This window comes from Rhodococcus sp. NCIMB 12038, from assembly GCF_002165735.1.
Taxonomy (GTDB): Bacteria; Actinomycetota; Actinomycetes; order Mycobacteriales; family Mycobacteriaceae; genus Rhodococcus_F.
Genome location: NZ_NHML01000008.1, coordinates 201,626 through 224,817, shown reverse-complemented (window position 1 = coordinate 224,817; position 23,192 = coordinate 201,626). Strand labels below are relative to the sequence as shown.

General features: G+C 68.7%; 13 protein-coding genes (1 of these 13 cut by a window edge). 8 read left to right on the top strand and 5 right to left on the bottom strand.

Features of this window, described 5'->3' with window-relative positions:
- Positions 1-25: 25 nt before the first annotated feature.
- Positions 26-1,561 carry an APC family permease gene (locus CA951_RS14275; RefSeq protein ID WP_087557449.1) on the bottom strand — a complete coding sequence of 512 codons (1,536 nt, stop codon included), beginning with the start codon at positions 1,559-1,561 and terminating at the stop codon, positions 26-28.
- A 171-nt stretch (positions 1,562-1,732) separates the two neighbouring features.
- Here CA951_RS14275 and CA951_RS14270 point away from each other — a divergent pair, with 171 nt between their 5' ends.
- Both CA951_RS14270 and CA951_RS14265 read left to right on the top strand, forming a co-directional pair.
- A complete protein-coding gene (locus CA951_RS14270) occupies positions 1,733-2,461 on the top strand; it encodes a TetR/AcrR family transcriptional regulator (RefSeq protein ID WP_087557448.1) in 729 nt (242 codons plus the stop codon).
- Between the two features lie 52 nt (positions 2,462-2,513).
- The gene (locus tag CA951_RS14265) at positions 2,514-4,001 is read left to right on the top strand and encodes an FAD-binding protein (RefSeq protein ID WP_256973620.1); all 1,488 of its coding nucleotides are present in this window, start codon (positions 2,514-2,516) and stop codon (positions 3,999-4,001) included.
- Here the strand turns inward: CA951_RS14265 and CA951_RS14260 are convergent.
- The 3 genes from CA951_RS14260 to CA951_RS14250 form a co-directional block, all read right to left on the bottom strand.
- Complete coding sequence (locus CA951_RS14260) at positions 3,988-5,547, bottom strand: hypothetical protein (protein WP_087557446.1); 1,560 nt, start codon at positions 5,545-5,547, stop codon at positions 3,988-3,990. The two genes, CA951_RS14265 and CA951_RS14260, sit on opposite strands and share 14 nt — an antisense overlap.
- 210 nt (positions 5,548-5,757) lie before the next feature.
- Positions 5,758-6,042 carry a YciI family protein gene (locus CA951_RS14255; RefSeq protein ID WP_087557445.1) on the bottom strand — a complete coding sequence of 95 codons (285 nt, stop codon included), beginning with the start codon at positions 6,040-6,042 and terminating at the stop codon, positions 5,758-5,760.
- Positions 6,043-6,053: 11 nt separating this feature from the next.
- Complete coding sequence (locus tag CA951_RS14250) at positions 6,054-6,482, bottom strand: CBS domain-containing protein (RefSeq protein WP_087557444.1); 429 nt, start codon at positions 6,480-6,482, stop codon at positions 6,054-6,056.
- Positions 6,483-6,648: 166 nt separating this feature from the next.
- Here CA951_RS14250 and CA951_RS14245 point away from each other — a divergent pair, with 166 nt between their 5' ends.
- A complete protein-coding gene (locus CA951_RS14245; RefSeq protein ID WP_087557443.1) occupies positions 6,649-7,308 on the top strand; it encodes a response regulator transcription factor in 660 nt (219 codons plus the stop codon).
- Positions 7,309-7,335: 27 nt separating this feature from the next.
- Here the strand turns inward: CA951_RS14245 and CA951_RS14240 are convergent, their stop codons facing one another.
- The gene (locus CA951_RS14240) at positions 7,336-7,953 is read right to left on the bottom strand and encodes a hypothetical protein (protein ID WP_087557442.1); all 618 of its coding nucleotides are present in this window, start codon (positions 7,951-7,953) and stop codon (positions 7,336-7,338) included.
- 202 nt (positions 7,954-8,155) lie between these two features.
- Here CA951_RS14240 and CA951_RS14235 point away from each other — a divergent pair, with 202 nt between their 5' ends.
- The 5 genes from CA951_RS14235 to CA951_RS14215 form a co-directional block, all read left to right on the top strand.
- Positions 8,156-8,662 (top strand): FxsA family protein, encoded by a 507-nt coding sequence (locus tag CA951_RS14235; RefSeq protein ID WP_087557441.1) that lies wholly within the window; start codon positions 8,156-8,158, stop codon positions 8,660-8,662.
- A gap of 12 nt (positions 8,663-8,674) precedes the next feature.
- The gene (locus CA951_RS14230; RefSeq protein WP_087557440.1) at positions 8,675-10,279 is read left to right on the top strand and encodes an amidohydrolase; all 1,605 of its coding nucleotides are present in this window, start codon (positions 8,675-8,677) and stop codon (positions 10,277-10,279) included.
- Positions 10,269-11,978, top strand: coding sequence for an apolipoprotein N-acyltransferase (lnt, locus tag CA951_RS14225; RefSeq protein WP_087557439.1), 1,710 nt, complete (start codon positions 10,269-10,271; stop codon positions 11,976-11,978). Before CA951_RS14230 ends, lnt begins: the two co-directional genes overlap by 11 nt.
- On the top strand, positions 11,905-12,687 hold the full coding sequence (locus CA951_RS14220; protein WP_087557438.1) for a polyprenol monophosphomannose synthase: 783 nt from the start codon (positions 11,905-11,907) through the stop codon (positions 12,685-12,687). Before lnt ends, CA951_RS14220 begins: the two co-directional genes overlap by 74 nt.
- A gap of 269 nt (positions 12,688-12,956) precedes the next feature.
- Positions 12,957-23,192, top strand: partial view of a non-ribosomal peptide synthetase gene (locus CA951_RS14215; protein ID WP_087557437.1) — the 5' end (the start) only. It continues 20,835 nt past the right edge of the window; only the first 10,236 of its 31,071 coding nucleotides appear in the window; the start codon lies at positions 12,957-12,959; the stop codon falls past the right edge of the window.

Sequence of the window (23,192 nt, the reverse complement as noted above, 5' to 3'; positions counted from 1 at the left end):
TTCGGAGCACGCGGCGGTGGGCTGATCAGGAGCGGGTGGTGACGGTGGCTTCTGTGGGCGCATCTCCGGCGAGCAGGGTCGCGTCGTCGGCGTCGGTTCCGCGGCCGGTGACGAAATAGGGTGATCGGCTGACCCATTTCGCGTGCGCGGCCACGATCAGTCCCGAGATCACGACGACGACCGGGAACAGCAGCTGAAACCATCCGTTGGTCGCGCTGATTTCGAGGTGATCGGCGGAGGTGTAGAAGATCCAGCCCAGATATCCGCCGAGCGCCAGTAACACCAGGGCACTGAGCGCGGGAAACACGACCGCGCGCAGTCCCTCCCACGGATGTTCCCGCAGGAGTCCGCGGAACCGCACAGCGGCCGCGAGTGCCGTCAGGCCGTACCAGAGTGCGACCACCAGTCCGATCGAACTGATGCCTGCCCCGAGAAGATCGCTCAGCTTGGGGATGACCGTGGCCAGCAGCGCGACCACGGCGGAGATGCCGCCGAGCAGCACGGTACCGGCTGCGGGGGTTCCGTAACGGGAGTGGATCCGGGTCCACACCGGGCCGAGGGTGCGGTCCCTGGCCATCGCGAACAGTCCACGCGCACTGGGTATCACAGTGGCCTGGAGTGAAGCGACGACGGAGAACATCAGCGCCACCACGGGGAGCGCGGCCAGCGGCTGATCGGCGAGCGCCTCGCCGAGATACGCGAGTCCGACGGTCCCGTTGTCCGCGAGTTCCGCGGGGGTGAGGACGCGCTGGAATGCCACGGCTCCGAGCAGGAACAAGCCGAGAACCAGAAAGACGGTGATCACACCGGCGCGGGACGCGTCGCGCGGATCGCGCACCTCCTCGCTCACGCTGAACGCCGCTTCGAAACCCCAGTAGAAGAAGACGGCGATCACCATGCCCTGCGCCAGCACGGCGAACGACGGAATTTCGAAGGGGTTGAACCAGGAGAGCGAGAACGGCTGGCTCCCGGCGAACAGCCCGTACGTGCAGAAACCGATCAGCACGACGTACTCGAAGACGAGGAGGTACTTCTGCAGCCGTGCCGCGACCGCGACGCCGCGGACGGCGGTGAACGTCACCGCTCCCAGAACGGTGAGGCCCAGCAGCGTCGACTGCAGTGTGGAATCGGGATCGAGCGGGAGTCCGGCGACACTGTGCACGCCGGCCATGCCGCCGAGCTGCAGGATCGCCGACCCGGCGATCGCGGTGGTGTAGGCCATGAACACGACGACGGCGACGATGGCCATCCAGCCGGTGAGGAAGCCCAGCCACGGACTGAGGCTGCGGCCCACCCATACGTAGCTGTTGCCGCAATTGGGTTCGACCCGGTTGAGCCGGGCATATCCGCTGGCAATTCCCAGGATGGGGACGAAGGCCAGCAACAGCACCACCGGCATCTGGAGCCCGACCACGGTGGCGACGACTCCCAGTCCGACACCGATGCTGGTCGTCGCCGCGGTACTCGAGGCGGCGATCGCAATGCCGTCCATGACACCGAGGGATTTGCGGGAGGCCGTCGCCCTGGGTGCGCCGGCCGCGCCGTCGTTCACTGTTGCCATCTGCGTCGCTTTCGCTCGAAGGGTGGGGAGGGTGCGATGTCACGCGCCGATCCAGATGTGTCGTGCCCGGTGCCTGGGCTTTCGCTCCCTGCGTGTGACATGCAACACTGTCGATGTCGACATGGTCAACGGTGTTGGCATAAGGCAGGGTGCGAGGGAAGGAGCCCGGAATTGGCGAAGCAGATGGTCTCGGACTCGCCCAGGAGGAGACACCGGCCGACGAAGCAGGGCGTCGTTCTCTCGGAACAGACGATCATCGAGACGGCGCTGCGATTGCTCCGGCATCACGGCAGCGCAGGGTTGTCCGCCCGTCGTCTCGGGGCTGCGCTGGGTGCCGACCCGAGCACCCTGTACCGGTACTTCCACGGCATCGACGACCTGACTCTGGCGATCGCCGACGAGCTGATCGGCCGGTCGTTCGACGGCTGGGAACCCACCGGGGACTGGTGGCGGGACCTGTACGCACTCGGAATACGTTCACATGCGGCATATCTGGACCACCCGCAGGCGGCAGTCCTGTCGGCCAGCAGGGTCAGCGGCCGCGCGTCCGAGCAAGCCGCCGTCGACACGATTCTCGGAATACTGCGTGCGGCGGGTTTTCCCGACGGTGCAGCCGTCCGCCTCTACCGGGCGTTCGTCGATCAGATGCTGGCGTTCGCCGCACTCGATGGCGCCGAACTCGCGCTACCCGACGACGTCCGCGAGTCCGACCGGGAACTGTGGCGATCGTCCTACACGCAACTGCCGGCCGAGACGCACCCGCATATCGCTGCGACCGCGGGACTTCTCGTCGGACTCTCCGACCGCAGTGCATATCCCGACGCACTCGAACTGTTCCTCGACGGAGCACGCGCCCTGCTTCAGCGACTCGAAACGACGAGGGACCCGGCGAGCACGTGACGGTCGGCAGACACCGGCTGCCCGGTCGTAGAATTTATCGGGGGAGAACCTGATGCGTTCCATTCGTCGAACCGTGTTGATCGCTGCCGCCGTTGCCGGCGCTGCGGCGGTAGCCACCGGCGTGTCCGCCGCACGGAAAAGGGACGTGCCGCCACCGGCATTGGACGGCGAGTTGTGCTTCGACCAGGGGACGCGCGCCGCCACCGCCGACGATTTCGGGCACCTGGTGGGTACGTCGCCGGACGTCGTTCTGCTGCCGGGTTCCACCGCCGACGTCGCCGCGACGATCTGCTGGGCCGCGAAGCGGGGCCGCACGTTCGCCGCGCAGGGACAGCGGCACTCGGTGTGGGGACGATCGTCCGCCCCGAACGGTGTCGTGGCCGACATGTCGACTCAGCGGCTCGTCGGCAGGGCCCGGGGCGACCGGATCGTCGTCGGTGCGGGCGCGACGTGGAGTGAGGTGCTCGCCGCCACGCTGCCGCAGGGAAAGACCCCGACCGTGCTCACCGACTACCTCGGGCTGTCGGTCGGCGGGACACTCGCCGTCGGGGGCGTCGGAGGCACGACCTGGCGGCACGGCGTCCAGAGCGACAACGTCCTCTCGATGGTCGTGGTGACCGGTGCGGGGCGGACGATCACTTGTTCGGCGGAGCACCACCCGGACCTGTTCGACGCGGTGCGGGCCGGCCTCGGCCAGGTGGCCGTGATCACCGAGGCGACGCTCGCGCTCGTCGAGGCGCCGCAGCAGGTCCGCAGGTTCGTGCTGTCCTACCCGGACCTGGCGACGATGCTGCGGGACGAGCGTCTCCTGGTTCGCGACGGCCGCTTCGATGCCGTGCAGGGGGCGATTCCGGCAGCACCGTCCGGTGGAGTGGCGTTCCAGGTGGACGTCGCGAAGTTCTTCACCGGGAGCCCACCGGACGACGGCGTCCTGCTCGCCGGCCTGTCCGACGATCCGGCCGGGCGGAAGCCGAGCACGATTCCGTATCCCGACTACCTGGACCGGTTGGCCGGGCTGGAATCGGCGTTGCGCGCCAACGGTCAGTGGTTCCACCCGCATCCCTGGATCACCACGTTCATCGGTGACTCCCGGGTCGAGTACGTGGTCGACGACGAGCTGGGCAGGATCGACCCCGCACACGACCTCGGCGCACTCGGCCAGATCGTCCTGTCGCCGATCCGCACCGGGGCGATCACCAGTCCGCTGCTGCGCACACCCGCGGAGGAGTTGTGCTTCGCGTTCAACCTCGTCCGGGTGCCGACGACCGCCGACCGCGGCAACGCCGACCGGCTCGTGGAATCCAACCGGGCCGTGTACGAACGAGTCCGACGCAACGGCGGCACGCTCTACCCGGTCAGCGCGTTCCCCATGTCACCCGAAGACTGGCGCCGGCATTTCGGGCCTGCGTTCGACCGCCTCCGTGAGGCCAAGCGCACCTTCGATCCCGATCACGTCCTCACCCCCGGCTACGAGATCTTCGAGGACGGTCCGCGCCGAATCGTCGAAGGCGTTCCACGCCGCCGCCTCAGCCGGCGGTGAGCGGCACCAGGGTGAAGTGGCCGACTCCGCGGGCCGCGGAGAACACCTCCCACGACATCGGACCGCCGGGACCGCGGCCCTCCCCGTACCGGAGGTCGAAGGCGGGGTTCACCGGCGCCAGCCGGTAGTCGAAGAACGCGTAGTTGGCGCGCAGCAGCGTTCGCGCCGGCTCGGAGGCCTCGGCGAGCCGCGGCACCAACCGGTCCTCGACCACCAACCCGCGGTCGGAGAACTCGTCGACGATGACGCACTCGCAGAAGTACGCGAGCGTGCCGATCTCACCGGGAGACCGGACCGGTGCGTCCCCGACGAGTGCCCCGACCGCACGGCCGACCCGCTCGTAGTCCTGCGCACTCGCCCAGTTGCCGAAAATGGGTGGTGCCTCCCACGGGAGGCCGCCCTCGACGTCGAAATACACTGCGCCGCCGCCCAGCACGGCGAGCAGACCGGCGAGTGCACCGACGGCGGCGCGGTCCGTGGTGTCGCGAGCGGCCGTCCAGTAAGTGCCGGCGGCGAGGACGGCGAACATCGCCAGCGTCGTTGCGGGCGCCACGTAGTACCAGTGGTACGGCACGGTGTCGAGGACGACGTAGGCGATGTAGTACAGGGCGCCGGACAGCCCGAGCGCGAGGATCGCCCCGGGCAAGGGCGCAGGTCGCTTCCGGTAGCGGGCGTACGAGAAGAGCGCGAGGAGAAGCAGGACGAATCCGAGTGCCGCGGGCCCGAAAGCGGCGACGGTCCGCCACGGGTTGGACTCGAAGTACATGATCGGGCCGGTGAGGTAGTTGAACCCGCCCACGTCGGAGGCCTGGCCCTGCTTGATCAGGAAGGTATCGGGCAGGGCCGAGCCGAGGACGAGCCAGCTGAACAGGTACCACGGCCCGGCGATCGCGGCGAAGCCGGCGAGGGCCCGACTCACCTGGCCGCGAATCGCCGGCGACAGGGTCGCGATGACGAGAACGAACACGAGCAGGTCCAGTCGCACCAGCGCTGCCGTACCCGCGGCCGTACCGAACAACACGGCCCGCCCGTCGAGCGCGAACCACACCATCACCGCGACCGCGGCAGGGATCAGGAGCACCTCGAGCCCGACCGCCGACAACACGAACGGGTTGAACACCACCAGCGCACCGGCGAGCGCCGCCCAGAACGTTCCGAGGCCGAGTCGCCGCCGGATCAGGGCCAGCACCCACCCCAGCAGCGCGGTGACGGCGACGTTGAGCATCCCGAGCGCGAGCAGCGGATCGCCCGGGCCCCACAACCGGGTCAGGAACGTCAGTGCCCCGAGCACCAGCACGTTCAGCGGGGACGTCGACGTGTTCGCGGTCAGTCCGTGCACGATCGCCCACTCGCCGTGGACGGCCAGGTTCCGGGCGGCCGACAGGCTGATGTAGGCATCGTCGGTGAGGCTGCCGGACACGACCCAGAACAACACGGCCGCCACCACCGCGCCGGACGCGGCGAGGATCGCCGGCGCCCGGTGCGGGTTCGCGACCGGCGACGGGGTGGACCGATCGAGCGGTGGGTTCAGCAATCCTGTGGACACCGCGACATCGTAGAGGGCAGGCGCGGGCGCCGCGCAGCCACCGAACCCGAACGTGACGAGGTCGTACGCGCGGTGAGTGTTTAGCGGCGCGGGTTGGCGGGAAATCGACGGCGCAGGGTCGGAGGCGCAACCGGTGGCACACCCGGTCCAGGTTCCGCGGGTTGAGTCCCCAGGCCGCGGGACCGCCCGCCGCCGATGGGTTCCGGCGTGCTACTCGCTGAATTCGCCCATCGCGGGCGCCCATTCGCGGATCTGCACCTTCGCCACGAGGTTCTCCTCGGCGAACGGATCGTGCGCGAACAGCCGTGCGACCGCGCCCTCGTCCTCGGCGTCGACGATGAACAGCGCACCGTGACCGCTCGCGAGAGGTCCGCTCGATCGCAAGATCTTGCGACGGAGAAGTTCGGAGAGCCACGCACGGTGCTGTGTTCGGTGATCGTCGCGAAGGGCCGACGTCTCGGGGCTGTACGTGTACTCGACGACGAACAGGGGCATGGGGTCCTCGCTCAGCCGTGGTCGATGTAGGACTCGAGTTGGTCGCGTTCGGTCTGCAACTCGCCGATCCGGCTCTTGACCACGTCGCCGATGCTGACGATGCCGACCAACTGGCCGTCCACGATCACCGGCAGGTGCCGGATCCGGCGTTCGGTCATCGTCTCGGCGAGACTGTCCACGGTGTCGCTCGGCAGGCAGGCGAAGACCGACGTCGTCATGATGTCCACGACCCGCGCATTCAGGATGTCGGGGCCGCGTTCGTGGATGCGGCGCACGACGTCGCGTTCGGTGACGATCCCGACGACGGCGTCGTTCTCCGTGACCACCAGGGCTCCGACGTTGTGCCGGGCGAGTTCGCCGATCAGGGTGCTGACCGGCATTTCCGGATCCACCGTCGCCACGGCGGGACCTTTGTTCCGCAACACATCCGCGATTCGCATCTGGACACCCCGATCCGTGGGCTCTCCGACCTGTCCGCCGTCTCGATCATAGGCAGACTTCGAGCGTATGCCAGGGCTAATGGCTGTCTTGGTTTGGTTATCCACTCGTGACCGCCCCTTCCCGTGGGCCGCGCGCGCACTCGGAGCGCGGTGTTAGGTTGGCGCTGTGCCGATCACCGTGCTACTCGTCGACGACCAGGAACTGATGCGGATGGGCCTCAACATGGTGCTCGACGCCCAGGACGACATCACCGTGGTCGGTGAGGCGAGCGACGGGGCGGCGGCCGTCGCCGCGGTGCGCAAACTCGAACCCGACGTGGTGCTGATGGACGTCCGGATGCCGGTGGTGGACGGGGTGAGCGCGACCGCCCAGATCCTGGAGTCCGGGGTCGCGAGCCGCGTGCTGGTGATGACCACGTTCGACCTCGACGAGCACGCCATGGGTGCGTTGCGGGCGGGGGCCAGCGGGTTCCTGCTCAAGGACACCCCGTCGGAAGACCTCGTGTCGGCCATTCGCAGCGTGGCCGCGGGGGATGCCGTGGTGTCGCCGAAGGTGACCCGCCGGCTGCTGGCGAGATTCCTCGAGGACGGTCCGGCGCCGCTGCGCGACCCGGAGGTCCTCGACGTGCTGACCGAGCGTGAGCGGGAGGTTCTGCAGTTGGTCGCCACCGGGCTGTCGAACACGGAGATCGCCGCTCAGCTGTTCCTGTCGGAGTCGACCATCAAATCGCACGTGGGCCGGATTCTCACCAAGTTGAACGTCCGGGACCGGGTGCAGGCCGTGGTGCTGGCCTACGAGACGGGCCTGGTGCGACCCGGCTCGTAGGCCGGCGGGTGGGGAAGCGTACTGCGGTCAGACGGTGAAGGTGCCGACGGTCGGGACCACCGTGCACGTGACCGCGTCGGCGTAGCCGACCGTGCCGAACATCGTCGCGAGAACCGTGCCCTTGCCGGTGTCGACGATCTTCGACAGCAGCGGTGTGCCCAAGATCGGCAGTTTGTCGTCGAGTTTGACGATGCCGCCCTGGAACGTGGTGAGGTTGATCCACGCGACGCTGAGTTCGGACGACTGCGGGATCGCGACGTAGGCGGGGATCGCCTGGAAGCGGAGTTGGTTCGCGCTGATCTGTGGGAACAGGTTCGGTCCGCCCTGGGCGCTGGCCAGCGTGACCGTCGCGGGCTTGTCGGCGACGCCGCACCCGAGGGTGGGGGACGGGTACATGAAGTCCTGCGGCGTGGTGAGTCCGACTTCGAGCACGTCCTTCGGGATGAACACGCTGGCGCCGAGAAGCGCGTCGACGGCGGCGCTCGCGGCGGGGGAGACCTCGGTGGCCAGCGCCTGCAGTTCGGCGGCGCCCTTCGCGAAGTCGGCGACCGGTGCTGCCGCCGCCGGTCCCGAGGACAGCATGCCGAAGGCGGCAGCGGACGCGAGAACGATTGCGGCTCGGCGGAAGACGGTGGAACGAGTCATTTCGGCTCCTCGTTGTGCGCGGGATCGGAAGACCCCCATCGCAGTGAACTGCATCATGCGCAGAGTCTCAATGTCAACTTGAGGGTTAGCATCGTGCCCGCTTCGATATCTGCGGCCGGGAGAAAAACGGCGACCTCGAACGTTGAACGATCAGACGGTTGACCCAGACCCTCGATGAACCGGCCGTCCGAAAGGGGGCGTCATGTACGCCGCACTGTTCCTGTTGTACGTAGTGGTGGAGATCGCCGCGCTCGTCCTGGTCGGTCACGCGATCGGCGTGCTGTGGACGGTGCTCCTCCTGCTCGGGGGAACGCTGATCGGACTGCTGCTGATGCGGTCGCAGTGGCGTCGTGTGATGGACGGACTGCGCCGGGCGGCGGGCGGCGAAGGCTCCCCGGGGGCCGCGGTCGCGGACGGCGCACTCGTCGCGCTGGGCTCCGCCCTGATGTTCGTTCCCGGCCTGGTCACCTCGGTGCTCGGACTGCTCTTCCTCATTCCGCCCACGCGGTGGGCTCTCCGGCCCGTCGTCGTCCTGCTGGCGGGACGACGCGCCGCGACCGTCGCGGCCGGAGCCGAGGCGTTTGCGCGGGCACCCCGGCGCGGTCGCGGTGAGGTGATCGAGGGAGAGGTGGTCGACGAGGTCTTCGAGGGCGAAGTGATCGACGAGGAGCCCCGAACCCCGACCCGTGATCCCCACGTTCTGCCCTAACAGGCAGACTGGTTGCCTGTGACTACACAACTGCTGGTCGGCGGCCGAATCTACAGTTCCTTTGCACCAGACGCCACGTCGATGGCAGTGACCGACGGAGTCGTGTCGTGGGTGGGCGACGACCGCGCGGCCCGCGCGCTGCACCCCGGCGCCGAGGTGGTCGACCTCGGCGGCGCGTTCGTCACCCCGGCGTTCGTCGACACTCACGTGCACGTCACGGCGCTCGGCCTGAACATCGTCGGACTCGACCTGGTGGGGGTCGGATCGCTCCGCGAGTGCCTCGACCGGCTCGCGTCCTTCGCCCGCACCCATTCCGACGCGGTCATCTGGGGACACGGCTGGGACGAATCGGCGTGGCCGGAAGGTACCGGCCCCACCACGGCGCAACTCGACGAGGCCGCCCCCGGACGCACCGTGTACCTGTCCCGGATCGACGTCCACTCGGCCGTGTGCTCGACGGCCCTGCGCCGGTCGGTTCCGGGCCTGAGCGAGACCTCCGGGTTCTCGTCCGAGGGACCGCTGACCTTCGAGGCGCACCACGCCGCCCGCACCGTCGCCCGCTCACTGCTGACGGCCGAGCAGCGGTCCGCCGCCCGCATCGCCGCGCTCGACGCCATCGCCTCGCGCGGCATCGTCGCGGTCCACGAGTGTGGCGGACCCGACATCGCCGGACTCGACGATTTCCGTGAACTCCTCGCTACCCCGCACGGCGTCGAGGTCCGCGGCTACTGGGGTGAGGCGGTCACCGACGCCGACGAGGCCGGGAAGCTGCTCGACGCCACCGGCGCGCACGCGCTGGGCGGCGACCTGTTCATCGACGGATCCCTCGGCTCGCACACGGCGTGGCTGAGCGAACCGTATGCGGACCTGGACGGCGGCATCGGCAAGAGCTACCTGGGAGTCGACGAGATCGCCGCCCACGTGCGCGCCTGCACGATCGCCGGAATCCAGGCCGGGTTCCACGTCATCGGCGACGCCGCCGTCCGGGCCGCGGTCGACGCGTTCGCCGTCGTCGCCGACGAACTGGGCGGTCCCGCGATCGCGGCGGCCGGGCACCGACTCGAGCACGCCGAGATGATGACCGGAGACGACGCGGCGCGCCTGGCGCAGTGGGGTGTGATCGCCAGCGTCCAGCCCGCATTCGACGCCCTGTGGGGCGGAACCGACGGCCTGTACGCGCAGCGCCTCGGAACCGATCGCGCCCTCACTCTCAACCCGTTCGCTGCCGCCGCTTCCGCCGGGGTGTCGCTCGCGCTGAGCTCCGACGCACCGGTCACCCCGGTGGAACCCTGGGCGATGCTGCGCGCCGCAGTCCACCACCGCACGCCCGGCAGCGGGATCTCCCCGCGCGCGGCGTTCTCGGCGGCCACCCGCGGTGCGTGGCGTGCCGGTGGGGTCCGCGACGGTCTCGCCGGGACACTCTCTCCGGGCGCACCGGCGTCGTACGCCGTGTGGGATGCGGGCGAACTGGTGGTCAGTGCCCCCAAAGACTCCGTGCAGCGGTGGTCGACCGATCCCAGGTCCCGGGTGCCCGCCCTTCCACGTCTCGAGGACGACGCGCCCACGCCGGTCCTGCTGCGTTCGGTTCACCGGGGGAGCGTCGTCCATGAGCGGTAGCACGACGGCACGCTGGACCACCGGAAAGCGAGGCGTGCTCGTGCGCTCCGTCCTGTCGGTCGCCGCGGGATTCCTCGTCTTCGCCGGATTTCCGCCCCGCCCCCTGTGGTTTCTCGCGCCCCTCGGCATCGCCCTGCTGACGCTGGTCCTCACCGGTGCCGGCGGTGCGGCGCCGCGGCTGCGCGCGGGGTTCGGCTACGGCTACCTCGCGGGACTCGGTTTCCTCGTGCCGCTGCTCCCGTGGATCGGGGTGTTCGTCGGCGCCCTCCCGTGGCTTGCGCTCGCAGCGGTCGAGTCGCTGTTCATCGGACTGTTCGGGCTGCTCGCGGTGCTGGTGTCGCGGCTGCGCTGGGCGCCGATGTGGATCGCGGCGTGCTGGTCGCTGACGGAATGGCTGCGGGCAAGTGTGCCGTTCGGCGGCTTCCCCTGGGGGCGGTTGGCGTTCGGTCAGTCGGAGGGCTGGTTCCTGCCGCTAGCGAGCATCGGGGGTTCCCCGCTGCTCAGCTTCGCCGTCGCGCTGACCGGTGCCGGACTGGCGTCCGTCGCGGTGACGGTGGGGGCCCGGGCAAGGGGCGCCGCGAACTGGGTGCGGCCGCTCGCGGGCGGTCTGGTCGCCGCCCTCGCCGCGACGGTCGTCTCGCTCGCGTTGTGGCCGACGCTGCCGGGAATGGACTCGGGGGACCGGACGATCACTATCACCGTCGCCGCGATCCAGGGCAGCGTCCCCAAACTCGGCCTCGACTTCAACGACCAACGCAAACGCGTCCTCGACAATCATGTGAACCGCACCCTCGAGCTCGCCGACGACGTCGCGTCCGGCGCGGCACCACAACCCGACCTCGTCATCTGGCCGGAGAACGCATCCGACATCGACCCGCTGCGCAACGCCGACGCCGCGGCCGACATCTCCCGCGCATCGGAGGCGATCGGCGCACCCATTCTGGTGGGAGCGGTGCTCGTGAACTCCGACCGCACCACCACCAACTCGGTGATCGTGTGGGACGGCGACGCCGGACCGCAGGAGCGGCACGACAAGAAGATCATCCAGCCGTTCGGTGAGTACCTGCCGTACCGCGGATTCTTCCGGCACTTCTCGTCCTACGCCGACCGGGCGGGGAACTTCGTTCCCGGTGACGGCGACGGCGTCGTGCACGCGAACGGGATCGCCGTCGGCGTCGCGACCTGCTACGAGGTGGCCTTCGACCGGGCGTTCGAGCAGTCGGTACGTAGCGGCGCCGAACTCCTCGCCGTCCCCACCAACAACGCCACGTTCGGCGACACCGAGATGACCTACCAGCAACTGGCGATGTCGAAGGTGCGGGCCGTGGAGCACGGGCGCGCCGTCGTCGTGGCGGCCACCAGCGGTGTGAGCGCGATCATCGGGCCCGACGGGTCCACAGTGCAGCAGACCCCACTCTTCGTCCCCGCGGCCCTGGTGTCGCAGGTGCCGCTGAGCACCGGTACTACGCTGGCAAGTCGGCTCGGCCCGATTCCGGAGATTCTTCTGTGTCTCGGCGCCGTCGCTGCCGTCGCGTTCGCCGTGGTGCAACGACGACGCACCGTTCGCACACCGATTCACAGCAGTACCGAGAAGGCGCCGGCAGTTGCCGGCAGGGAGGATCCTCATGGCATCGGAGACCGATTCCGGGCAGAGCGGGGCACCGAGCGCACGGACTCTGGTGATCATTCCGACGTATGACGAGCGGGAGAATCTCGGCCTGATCGTGCGGCGCCTGCACGCGGCGCTGCCGCGAACGCATGTTCTCGTCGTCGACGACGGCAGCCCCGACGGCACCGGCGACGTCGCGGACGCCCTCGCATCGAACGACGACGCCGGTCGCATCCACGTGATGCACCGGACGGAGAAGAACGGTCTCGGCGCCGCCTACATCGCCGGCTTCCGGTGGGGCCTGGACCGGGACTACACCGTCCTCGTCGAAATGGACGCCGACGGAAGCCACGCCCCGGAACAGTTGCATCGCCTGCTCGACCGGGTCGATGCCGGCGCCGACCTCGTCCTCGGGTCGCGCTACGTGCCGGGCGGCACGGTGGTCAACTGGCCGAAGCACCGTGAGTGGCTGTCACGCGGCGGGAACATCTACTCACGGCTGGCGCTGGGCGTGAAGATCAAGGACATCACCGGCGGATTCCGCGCATACCGCCGCGAGGTGCTCGAGAAACTCGACCTCGCCGCGGTGGAGTCGCACGGGTACTGCTTCCAGGTGGACCTGGCTTGGCGGGCCATTCAGGAGGGCTTCACGGTCCGTGAGGTTCCGATCACGTTCACGGAGCGCGAGATCGGCGAATCCAAGATGAGCGGCGGGATCGTCCGCGAAGCCCTCCTCAAGGTCACCCAGTGGGGGCTGCGGAACCGGATCGCCAGGATCAGGGGCGTGGCTGCCAGATAGCGCCCCGGTACCAACCGCTGCCCCATTCCTTCGACAGAAGGAGTGGGGCAGTGCTGGGTTAGGTGCTCCAAAACGTGATACCCAGGGGTAAAGCGTCGTTCGCCCACATTCTGAGACGCCCTGAAACGGTTTGCACCGCACGTCCGATAGGAACCTGAAGCGTACTCCCGGGTAAGGTTCGGTTAATTCCCAGGTTCGCAGGTCACTATGAGTTTCTTGGGTGGCCGGTGGGTTCATCCCACCGCCGGAGTGGGAAGAGGACGTACAAGGTGGTCGAAGCTGTGCCGGGTGGTGACGTGACCGCCGTGGATCGTATTCCGGACGGTGCATTCCCACTCTCCGCCGCTCAGCGGGGGATGTGGTTCGCCCAGCAGCTCGATCCCGACGTGCCCGTCAACATTGCGCAGTGCGTCGAATTGGTGGGTGCCCTCGACGTCACGCTGCTGTCGGAGTCGCTGATCGCCGCAGGCCGCGAACTCGGCTCCGCCTTCCTCCGCCTCGTCGAGGTCGACGGAGTTCCCTATCAGCTGGTCGATCCGACCCTGGACGCGTCCGTCAGGTTCGTCGACCTGCGGCACGAGCCCGATCCGAGGGCGGCGGCCAAGGAGTGGATGCGGCAGGAGTACACCACCCCGCTCGACGTGTGCCGCGATCGGCTCGTCACCTCGGCGGTCCTGTGCACCGGGCCGGATCGTCACTTCTGGTACAGCCGTGTCCACCACGTCGCGCTCGACGGCATGGGATCGATGACGCTCATCGACCGGACCACACAGCTGTACACGGCGGCCGTCGAGGGGCGCGCCGTCGCGCCGTCCAAGGCTGCCGCACTCACCGACGTCGCCCGCGTGGACGACGACTACCGGACGTCGTCGCGCTACGCCGCAGACCGGGACTACTGGTCCGAGAAGGTATCGACCATCGGCGAACCGCACAGCCTCGTCGACCGGACGTCGCCCGCGCGGGCACGCAGCCGCACGACGGGCGGCCGGATCCCCGGCCCCCTCGTCGACCACCTCGACGCCGCGACGGACCGCCACGACTCGTCGGCCGCGTTCGAAGTCATCGCCGCCTTCGCCGCCTACCTCGCCCGGATGACCGGACGCGAGGAGGTCGCCGTCAGTCTGCCGGTCACCGCGCGCACCACCGCGCTGCTCCGCCGCTCCGGCGGCATGGTGTCCAACGTCGTCCCGCTTCGCCTGCATGTGCGCCCCGACATGACGAACACCGATCTGGTGGCAGCGGTCCGGCTGGAAGTCACCGCGGCACTCCGCCACCAGCGCTACCCGCACATCGACATCCGGCGCGACGCGGCCGCCGAGCACCAGGGTTTCTACGGCCCCCTGATCAACGTCATGCTGTTCCACGACGAGATCACCCTCGGCAGCATCGTCGGCCGACTCGAACTGCTGTCCACCGGTCCGGTCACGGACCTCGCGGTCAACATCTATCACGGCGTCGCCGGCACCAGCCTCAACCTCGACCTCGAGGCCAACCCCGACCTGTACTCCGAAGACGTCCTCGACGCCCACCACGCCCGCTTCACTCGATTCCTCGGCGCCTTCCTCACCTCCGACACCGGCACGCTGCACGGATGGGCGAGCAACGGGCCGCCGCGCCCGATCGGCGACCTCCAGATCCTCGACGAGGACGAACGCCGCAGCCTGGTGCCGGCCGCCGGGCGCGCCGGATTCGCACCGGTCACGCTGCCGGACCTGCTCGTCGGCGCCGTCCGCAGCAACCCGGACGGCGACGCCCTCGTCGCGCCCGGGCACGGACTCGCCGCCGACACCCTGAGTTACCGCGCCCTGGACGAGGCGTCGAACCGGCTGGCCCGCCTCCTGATCGACCTCCAGGTCGGCCCGGAGGTCATGGTGGCGCTGGCGTTGCCGCGGTCGCGGGAGTCGGTGTCGAGTGTGTGGGCGGTGGCGAAGACGGGAGCCGCGTTCGTTCCGGTCGATCCGAGCTATCCGGCTGACCGCATCGCGTTCATGTTGGAGGATTGTGGTGCGCCGATCGGTATCACCACTGCCGCGTGGCGGGACGGTCTGCCGGAGTGCACGCACTGGATCGTATTGGACGACGACGAGTTTCGGGCGACCGCGGCGGCGTATCCCGCGGATGCGGTCACGGACGCCGACCGGACGCGGGCGTTGTCGGTCGATCATCCGGCGTATGTGATCTACACGTCGGGGTCGACGGGCCGGCCGAAGGGTGTGGCGGTTTCGCATCGGGGTGTGGTGAATCTCGCGGCGGACGAGCGGGACCGTCTGGTGGTGTCGGCGGATTCGCGGGTGCTGCATTTCGCGTCGCCGAGTTTCGATGCCTCGGTGTTCGAGTTGGTGATGGCGGTGTGTGCGGGGGCGACCCTGGTGGTGGCGCCGACCACGATCTACGGTGGCACCGAGTTGGCGGAGTTCCTTGCCGAGCAATGGGTGACACACGCGTTCTGCACGCCGGCGGCATTGGCGTCGCTCGATCACCGCGGGCTGCACCATCTGAAAACGGTGGTGGTGGCGGGGGATGTGTGCCCGCCGGAGTTGGTGGCGCGGTGGGCGCCGGGCCGGATCATGGTCAATGCGTACGGTCCGAGTGAGACCACGATCATGTCGTCCGCAACCGGACCGATGGCGCCTGGGCAGTTGGTGAGTATCGGGTCACCGACCGTGGGTGTCGATCTCGTCGTCCTCGACCACCGGTTGCGTCCGGTCCCGGCCGGCGTGCGCGGTGAACTCTACGTCCTCGGCTCCAGTCTGGCTCGCGGCTATGTGCGTCGGGCCGGGTTGACGGCGGAGCGTTTCGTGGCGAGCCCGTTCGGCACCGGCGCGCGGATGTACCGCACGGGTGACGTGGTCCGCTGGGTGACCGCCCCGGACGGGCCTCCGGTCCTGGAGTTTCTGGGCCGCAGTGATTTTCAGGTCAAAATCCGGGGGTTCCGGATCGAATTGGGTGAGATCGATGCCGCGTTGGCTGCGCATCCGGTAGTGGAGTTCGCTCACACGGTCGGCTGTGACGACGAGAGCGGGAACAGTCGCCTGGTCTCGTACGTGCTGCCGGCGCCGGCAACCGACGTCGACATCCGGGTGTTGTCGGAGTTCGTCGGAGAGCGTCTTCCCGGGTACATGGTGCCGTCGTCGATCATGGTGCTGGATTCGCTGCCGCTGACCCCGGCGGGCAAACTCGACCGGGGCGCCCTGCCTGCACCGGTCTTCGCCGCACGTTCGGCGGACGTCGTGCGCCCGAGGACGGTCACCGAGGAGATCCTTGTCGGGATCTTCCGCGACGTCCTCGACCTGCCCGAACTGAGCGTCGACACCAGCTTCTTCGACCTCGGCGGCAACTCGCTGACGGCCACCCAGGTCGTGTCCCGGGTGAACACCGCCCTCGGTGTGCGGATCGGGGTCCGGGACCTCTTCCAGTCGCCGTCGGTGTCGCAACTGGCGGTCGCGGCGGCGAACACCGGCCCGCGGGCCGACTTGCGTCCGGTGCTGGAGGCGCGGGAACGACCCGCCCGCGTGCCCCTCTCCGTTGCACAGCAACGCATGTGGTTCCTCAACCAGTTCGACACGGCGTCGCCTGCGTACAACCTGCCGATCGCCCTGCGGCTCACCGGCGCACTCGACCGGGACGCCCTGCGAGCGGCGCTAGGTGACGTCCAGGAACGGCACGAGGCGCTGCGCACCGTCTTCCCTGACACCGCGGACGGTCCCCACCAGTTGGTCGTGCCCGTCGTGAGCGTGCTCGCCGAGACGGATCCGATCGACGTCGACGCGGAGTCGCTCACCGTCGCGGTGACGGCCCTCGGCGGTGCCGGATTCGACCTCACCACCGACACACCGCTGCGCGCCGGGTTGTTCCGGGAGGCGCCCGACCGGCACGTTCTCGTCCTCGTGGTTCATCACATCGCCGCCGACGGCTGGTCCATGACGCCGCTGGCCGCCGACGTGATGGTCGCGTACGCGGCACGCGCGGCCGGTCACGCGCCCGCCTGGGCGCCACTCCCGGTGCAGTACGCCGACTACAGCCTCTGGCAGCGTGAACTCCTGGGGTCGGAAGACGACCCGAACAGCCTGTCCGCCAGGCAGATCGACCATTGGCGGTCGGTGCTCGCCGGAGTGCCCCAGGTGATCGAACTGCCCACCGACCGGACCCGGCCCGCCGAGATGTCGTATCGCGGTGGTCGCGTCGAGTTCACGATCCCCGCCGACGTCCATCGGCGTCTTGCGGATCTGGCGCAGAGCACCGGCACGACGTTGTTCATGGTCACCCACGCAGCCCTCGTGGTGCTGTTCCACCGCCTCGGCGCCGGGACGGACATCGTCATCGGTACCCCGGTCGCCGGACGCGGCGAGGAGGCGCTCGACAACCTGGTGGGCATGTTCGTCAACACCCTGGTGCTTCGCGCGACCGCCGAGCCCAGCGACACGTTCGAGGAGGTTCTCGACCGGGTCCGCGACGCCGACCTCGCCGCATTCCAGCACGGCGACGTCCCCTTCGAGCGCCTCGTGGAGGTGCTCAGCCCTACCCGGTCGTCCGCGCACCATCCGCTGTTCCAGGTCATGCTCTCGTTCCAGAACACCGCGCCGGCCGCCGTCGAACTGCCGGGCCTCGAGGTCGCGGCGACAGAAATCGACGTCCACGTCGCGAAATTCGACCTCCAGTTGACCGTCACCGAACGGTTTGTCGAGGGAGGCGCGCCGGGTGGTCTCGCCGCGGGTTTCGATTACGCCACCGATCTGTTCGACGAGTCGACCGTCGCGTCGATGGCCGAGCGATTCGCGAACCTGTTGCGCTCGGTCGCGGCATCCTCTGCGACGGCGGTCGGTGATCTGCCCCTGCTCCACGCCGCCGAACGCGACCGCCTTCTCGGCACGTGGAACGACACCGGGCACCACGTGCCCGCGATGTGTCTGCCCGAACTGTTCGACGCGCAGGTTGCCCGCACCCCGGATGCGGTGGCGGTGGTGTTCGGCGACGTCACGCTGTCGTATTCCCAACTCGATCGCCGCGCGAACAGTCTGGCGCGCCATCTGATCGACCGCGGGGTGGGACCCGAATCCCGTGTCGGGCTGGCAATGCGGCGCTCACCGGACCTGCTGGTGGGCATGTACGCGATCGTCAAGGCCGGCGGTGCCTACGTGCCGGTCGATCCCGACCACCCGACGGACCGGATCGGGTATGTGCTCGACTCCGCACAGCCCGTCTGTGTGCTCACCACCTCGGCCGACCGCGGCGCACTTCCCGCGGGTTCGTCGTTCGTCGAGATCGATCGGATCGCGCTGGATTCCTGTTCCGGCGAACCTGTCACCGACTCCGACCGACTCGCACCGCTCCGCCCCGACAACCCCGCATACGTCATCTACACCTCGGGCTCCACCGGTCGGCCCAAGGGGGTGTCGGTGCCGCACCGCGGGATCGTCAATCAGCTCCTGTGGATGCAGTCGGAATACGCGCTCACCGAACGGGACGTGCTACTGCAGAAGACCGCAACCACCTTCGACGTATCGCTGTGGGGTTACTTCTGGCCGCTGCACACGGGCGCCACGATGGTGCTGGCCACCCCGGACGGTCACCGCGACCCCGAGTACCTCGCTCGGGTCATCGACGAGCACGGTGTCACGGTCACGGACTTCGTGCCCTCGATGCTCGACGCCTTCGTCGCGTCCGTGCCCGCAACCTCGTGCGCCACTCTGCGGCACGTCTTCGTGATCGGCGAGGCGCTGCCCCCGGAGACCGTCACCCGGTTCCGGGCGCTGTCCGGTGCCGGACTGCACAACCTGTACGGGCCCACCGAGGCGGCAGTCTCGGTCACGTACTGGGACACCGCGACCACGGTCACCGGCACGGTGCCGATCGGCATGCCCGAGTGGAACACCCAGGTCTACGTTCTCGATTCGCGCCTGCACCCGGTTCCCCCCGGCGTTGCCGGTGAGCTCTACCTGGCGGGCGAGCAGCTCGCCCGGGGTTACCTGGGCCGCGTCGATCTCACCACGGACCGGTTCGTGGCCAATCCGTTTACTGCCGGCCAGCGTATGTACCGCACCGGCGACCTCGTGCGATGGACGTCGGCGGGTGCACTCGAATACATCGGGCGCACCGACTTCCAGGTCAAGTTCCGAGGCCAGCGCATCGAGCTCGGTGAGATCGAATTCGTGCTGCGGGCGCAACCGTCGGTCACCAGCGCCGCCGTGCTGGTCCATTCCGATCCCGTCACCGGCGATCATCTGGTCGCGTACGTCGTGCCCGAGCCGGGACACGACCTCGATACCACGCGACTTCGGGAGTGCATCGCCGCGTCCATGCCGGCGTACATGATTCCGGCGGCGCTGATGGTCGTCGACGAATTCCCGCTCAATACGAGTGGAAAGCTCGATCGTCAGGCGCTGCCCGCACCCGAATTCGGTGGTTCCGCCACGGAGTACGTGGCCCCGCGCACGTCCGTCGAGGCCACCCTCGCGGTGATCTTCGCCGAGGGGCTCGGTCTCGACCGTATCGGCCTTCGGGACAACTTCTTCGACGTCGGCGGTAATTCGCTCGTCGCCACGCGGGTCACCTCGCGTATTCGGGCCGAGTTGGGTGCGCCGCTCGCCCTGCGTGACCTGTTCGATGCCCCCACTGTCGGGGCGCTCGCGGAGCGTATCGAGGGAACAGTGCCGACGGCACCACGTGCCCCACTGGTCGCCGCCGCGCGTGCCGGACGGATTCCGCTGTCCCCGGCCCAACGTCGCATGTGGTTCCTCAACCAGTTCGATACCGCATCCGCGGCCTACAACATGCCCTTCGCGTTGCGGTTGTCCGGCATTCTCGACGGCGACGGCCTGCGTTCGGCGATTCGCGATGTCCTCGAGCGGCACGAGTCCCTGCGCACCCTGTATCCGGACTCGAACGACGGCCCCCACCAGGTGATCGTCGGCGCCGACGAGGTGTCCCTCGATCTCGCCGTGCAGCCGATCACCGAGGCCGAGCTGCGGGCGCGGCTCGTGGAGCTCGCCACCGAGGGCTTCGACGTCACGGCAGCGGTGCCGCTGCGCACGGCATTGCTGCGACCGTCCGTCGACGACGACGAGTACGTGCTGGCCGTGGTGGTGCACCACATCTCCGCCGACGGATCGTCGATGGCCCCGCTCGCACGTGACATCCTGCTCGCCTATACGGCGCGTACGGCCGGCCGGGCACCGTCGTGGGCGCCGTTGGCCGTGCAGTACGCGGACTACAGCTATTGGCAGGCGGAGTTTCTCGGCGACGAGACCGACGGTCGGTCGCAGGCCGCCGAGCAGATCGAATTCTGGTCCGCGGCGCTCGACGGCATCCCCGACCTGCTGGAGTTGCCTGCCGATCGGCCCCGCCCGGCCGTGCCGACGAATTCTGGTGCGACGGTCCCGTTCTCGGTCGACGCTGCCACGGCGACAGCCGTCGCCGACCTCGCGGCCCGCTCCGCTGCCACGCCGTTCATGGTGTGGCACGCCGCGCTGTCGGTTCTGCTCTCACGGTTGTCGAACGCGGTGGACATCACCGTGGGCACGCCCGTCGCCGGCCGCGGCGAACCCTCTCTGCAGGACCTCGTCGGCATGTTCGTCAACACTCTCACCCTGCGCGCGCGAGTATCCGGAGACCTGTCATTCGCCGACCTGCTCGCGCAGGTCCGCGAGTTCGACCTCGCCGCGTTCGCGCACGCCGATCTGCCGTTCGAGCGTCTCGTGGAAGTACTCGAACCCGCCCGGTCCACAGCCCGTCACCCACTTTTCCAGGTGGGTCTGTCATACGAGAACTTCGAACCGGGAGTGCTGGAACTACCGGGTCTGACGGTGAGCGCCGTCGACATGAATCCGGAGATCGCGAAATTCGATCTGAACGTGACGCTCACCGAGATCCGAGACGAGCGCGGCACCGTGTCCGGTCTCACCGGTGCGTTCACGTATGCGGTCGATCTGTTCGACCGTGACACGGTGGAGTCGTTCGTGGACCGTTTCGCGCGGATCGTGGCGGCGGCGCTGGCCGATCCGGGCACGGCGGTGGGGGATCTCCCGGTGCTGGATCACCGGGAACTGGTTCGCGTACTGCGCGAATGGAACGCCACGGACGTGGAGGTGAGCGAGCGGCCCTACCTCGCCCGCTACGACGAGCAGGCGGCACGGACGCCTGACGCGGTGGCGGTGGTGTACCGCGACGTGTCCGTGACGTACCGGGAATTCAACGCGCGGGTCAACCGGTTGGCCCGCAAACTCATCGCCGAAGGCGCCGGAACCGAAACCACCGTCGCGGTCGCGGCCCGCCGCTCGATCGAATTTCTGATCGCCCTGCACGCCGTGCTGCGCAGTGGTGCGGCGTACGTGCCGCTCGACGTCGACCTTCCGGCGGAGCGAGTGGCCCACGTCATCGAGGCAGCCCACCCGGTTCTCGTTCTGACCGCGGTCCGGGGCGAATTCGAGTCGGACTCCGGAGTCCGGGTTCTCCCGATGGACGGTCTCGAACTCGACCGGTTCGACGATGCCCCGGTGACGGACCGCGACCGGCTGCGGCCCCTTCTGGCCGACAACCTCGCCTATGTCATCTTCACCTCGGGTTCGACCGGCCGGCCCAAGGGAGTGGCCGTCTCGCACGCCGGTCTCGGAAGCCACTTCGAGTTCCTGGTGTCCCTCGGTGCGCTGGACGAGACCGATCGGGTTGCCGTCAAGACACCACAGTCGTTCGACGCATCCCTCTGGGAACTGTTGTGGCCCCTGACTGTGGGAGCACGGGTGGTGATCGCGGAACCGGACGGACACAAGGATCCCGACTACCTCGCGGAACTGATCGACACCGAGCAGATCACGGCGATACATTTCGTCCCGTCGATGCTCGCCGTCTTCACCGACGTGATCGTGCCGTCCCGGTTCTCGTCGCTGCGTACCGTGTTCGTCGGCGGCGAGGCACTGTCCGTCAATGTGGCGCGGCGGTTCGCGGCCGTCTCCGACGCTGCCGTCCTCAACGCGTACGGTCCCGCGGAGGTCGCGCCCACTTCCACCACCTCCTGGGTGGACACCTCGAACTCGGGCATCGTCACCGTGGGTAAACCGGTGTGGAACACCCGCGCCTACGTGTTGGACCAGCGGCTCCACCCCACTCCTGCCGGAGTGACCGGTGAGTTGTACCTGGCCGGCACACAGGTGTCTCGCGGATACGCGGGACGCCCCGACCTGACAGCCGAACGGTTCGTGGCCAACCCCTTCGACGCGCCGGGTACCCGGATGTACCGGACCGGTGACCGTCTTCGCTGGACCGGCCGGGGGGAATTGGAATACCTCGGCCGCAACGATTTCCAGGTGAAGCTGCGCGGACTGCGGATCGAACTCGGTGAGATCGAGGCGGTACTCGAGTCGGCGGACTCGGTTGCCCAGGCGGTCGTGACCGTGTATTCCGGAGCGGCGAGCGAACAATTGGTGGCCTATCTCGTCGCACGCACGGGCACGACGGTCGACATCGAGGCACTGACGGCGTTTGCCGAGAGTCGGCTGCCCGAATACATGGTTCCGGACGGGTTCGTCACGCTCGACGCCCTCCCGATCAACGCGAGCGGCAAACTGGATCGAGCGGCATTGCCTGCCCCGCCGGTCGGTGATGTCGCGGTCGATCGAGTGGAGCCACGTACTCCGATGGAGGACGCACTCGCGGCCTTGTTCCGGGAGGCACTCGGCGTCGACGACCTGGGGGTGAACGACTCGTTCTTCGCTCTCGGCGGCGACAGCATCGTGTCGATCCAGCTGGTGTCGCGAGCGAAGGCCGCGGGGATCGTATTCACCCCACGGGACGTGTTCGAGCGCAAGAGCATTGCCGCGCTCGCCGAAGTGGCTACCGCCGCGTCGGTGGAAAGACTCGCGCTCGCCGAACTGGCGGGTGGCGGCGTGGGGACCGTCGAGTTGACCCCGGTTGTCCGATCACTGCTCGACCGGCCGGGTTCGGTGGGCCGGTATTCACAGTCCGTGTTACTCACGCTGCCGACCGGGATCGAGCGATCGGACATCGTGGCGACGGTGCAGGCGGTGCTCGACAGGCACGACGCGCTGCGGTCCCGGCTGGTTCGCGACGGTGCGGACGTGCGTCACTCGGTGTTGCCTGCCGGTGCAGTCGACGCCGATCGACTGGTCACGACGGTGCCGGTGAATCCCGACCTCGAGGACGCCGCCTTCGATGCGCTGATCGACCGCGAACTCTCCGCCGCGGCCGACCGGCTCGACTTCGAGACCCCGGTGCTCACGCAGTTCGTCTGGTTGGACCGTGGTGCGACCAGGCCCGGACGGCTCCTCGTGGTTGCTCATCACCTGGTCGTCGACGGTGTGTCCTGGCGAATCATCGTGCCGGACCTCGTCGCGGCGGGAGGTGCCGTCGCAGCCGGCCACACTCCGAACCTGCCGGAGGTCGGTACCTCGTTGCGGCGTTGGTCGCACGGGTTGTCGGAGGCTGCCGGTCAGCCGTCCACCCTCGCGCAGTTCGACTACTGGCGACGTGTCGTCGATGGTCCGGACCCGCTC

What these genes read in the sequence shown, in the direction of transcription:
- CA951_RS14275 (WP_087557449.1), bottom strand. Translation starts at nt 1,561, where the DNA reads ATGGCAACAGTGAACGACGGCGCGGCCGGCGCACCCAGGGCGACGGCC.
- CA951_RS14265 (WP_256973620.1), top strand. Translation starts at nt 2,514, where the DNA reads ATGCGTTCCATTCGTCGAACCGTGTTGATCGCTGCCGCCGTTGCCGGC.
- CA951_RS14255 (WP_087557445.1), bottom strand. Translation starts at nt 6,042, where the DNA reads ATGCCCCTGTTCGTCGTCGAGTACACGTACAGCCCCGAGACGTCGGCC.
- CA951_RS14250 (WP_087557444.1), bottom strand. Translation starts at nt 6,482, where the DNA reads ATGCGAATCGCGGATGTGTTGCGGAACAAAGGTCCCGCCGTGGCGACG.
- CA951_RS14240 (WP_087557442.1), bottom strand. Translation starts at nt 7,953, where the DNA reads ATGACTCGTTCCACCGTCTTCCGCCGAGCCGCAATCGTTCTCGCGTCC.
- CA951_RS14235 (WP_087557441.1), top strand. Translation starts at nt 8,156, where the DNA reads ATGTACGCCGCACTGTTCCTGTTGTACGTAGTGGTGGAGATCGCCGCG.
- lnt (WP_087557439.1), top strand. Translation starts at nt 10,269, where the DNA reads ATGAGCGGTAGCACGACGGCACGCTGGACCACCGGAAAGCGAGGCGTG.
- CA951_RS14220 (WP_087557438.1), top strand. Translation starts at nt 11,905, where the DNA reads ATGGCATCGGAGACCGATTCCGGGCAGAGCGGGGCACCGAGCGCACGG.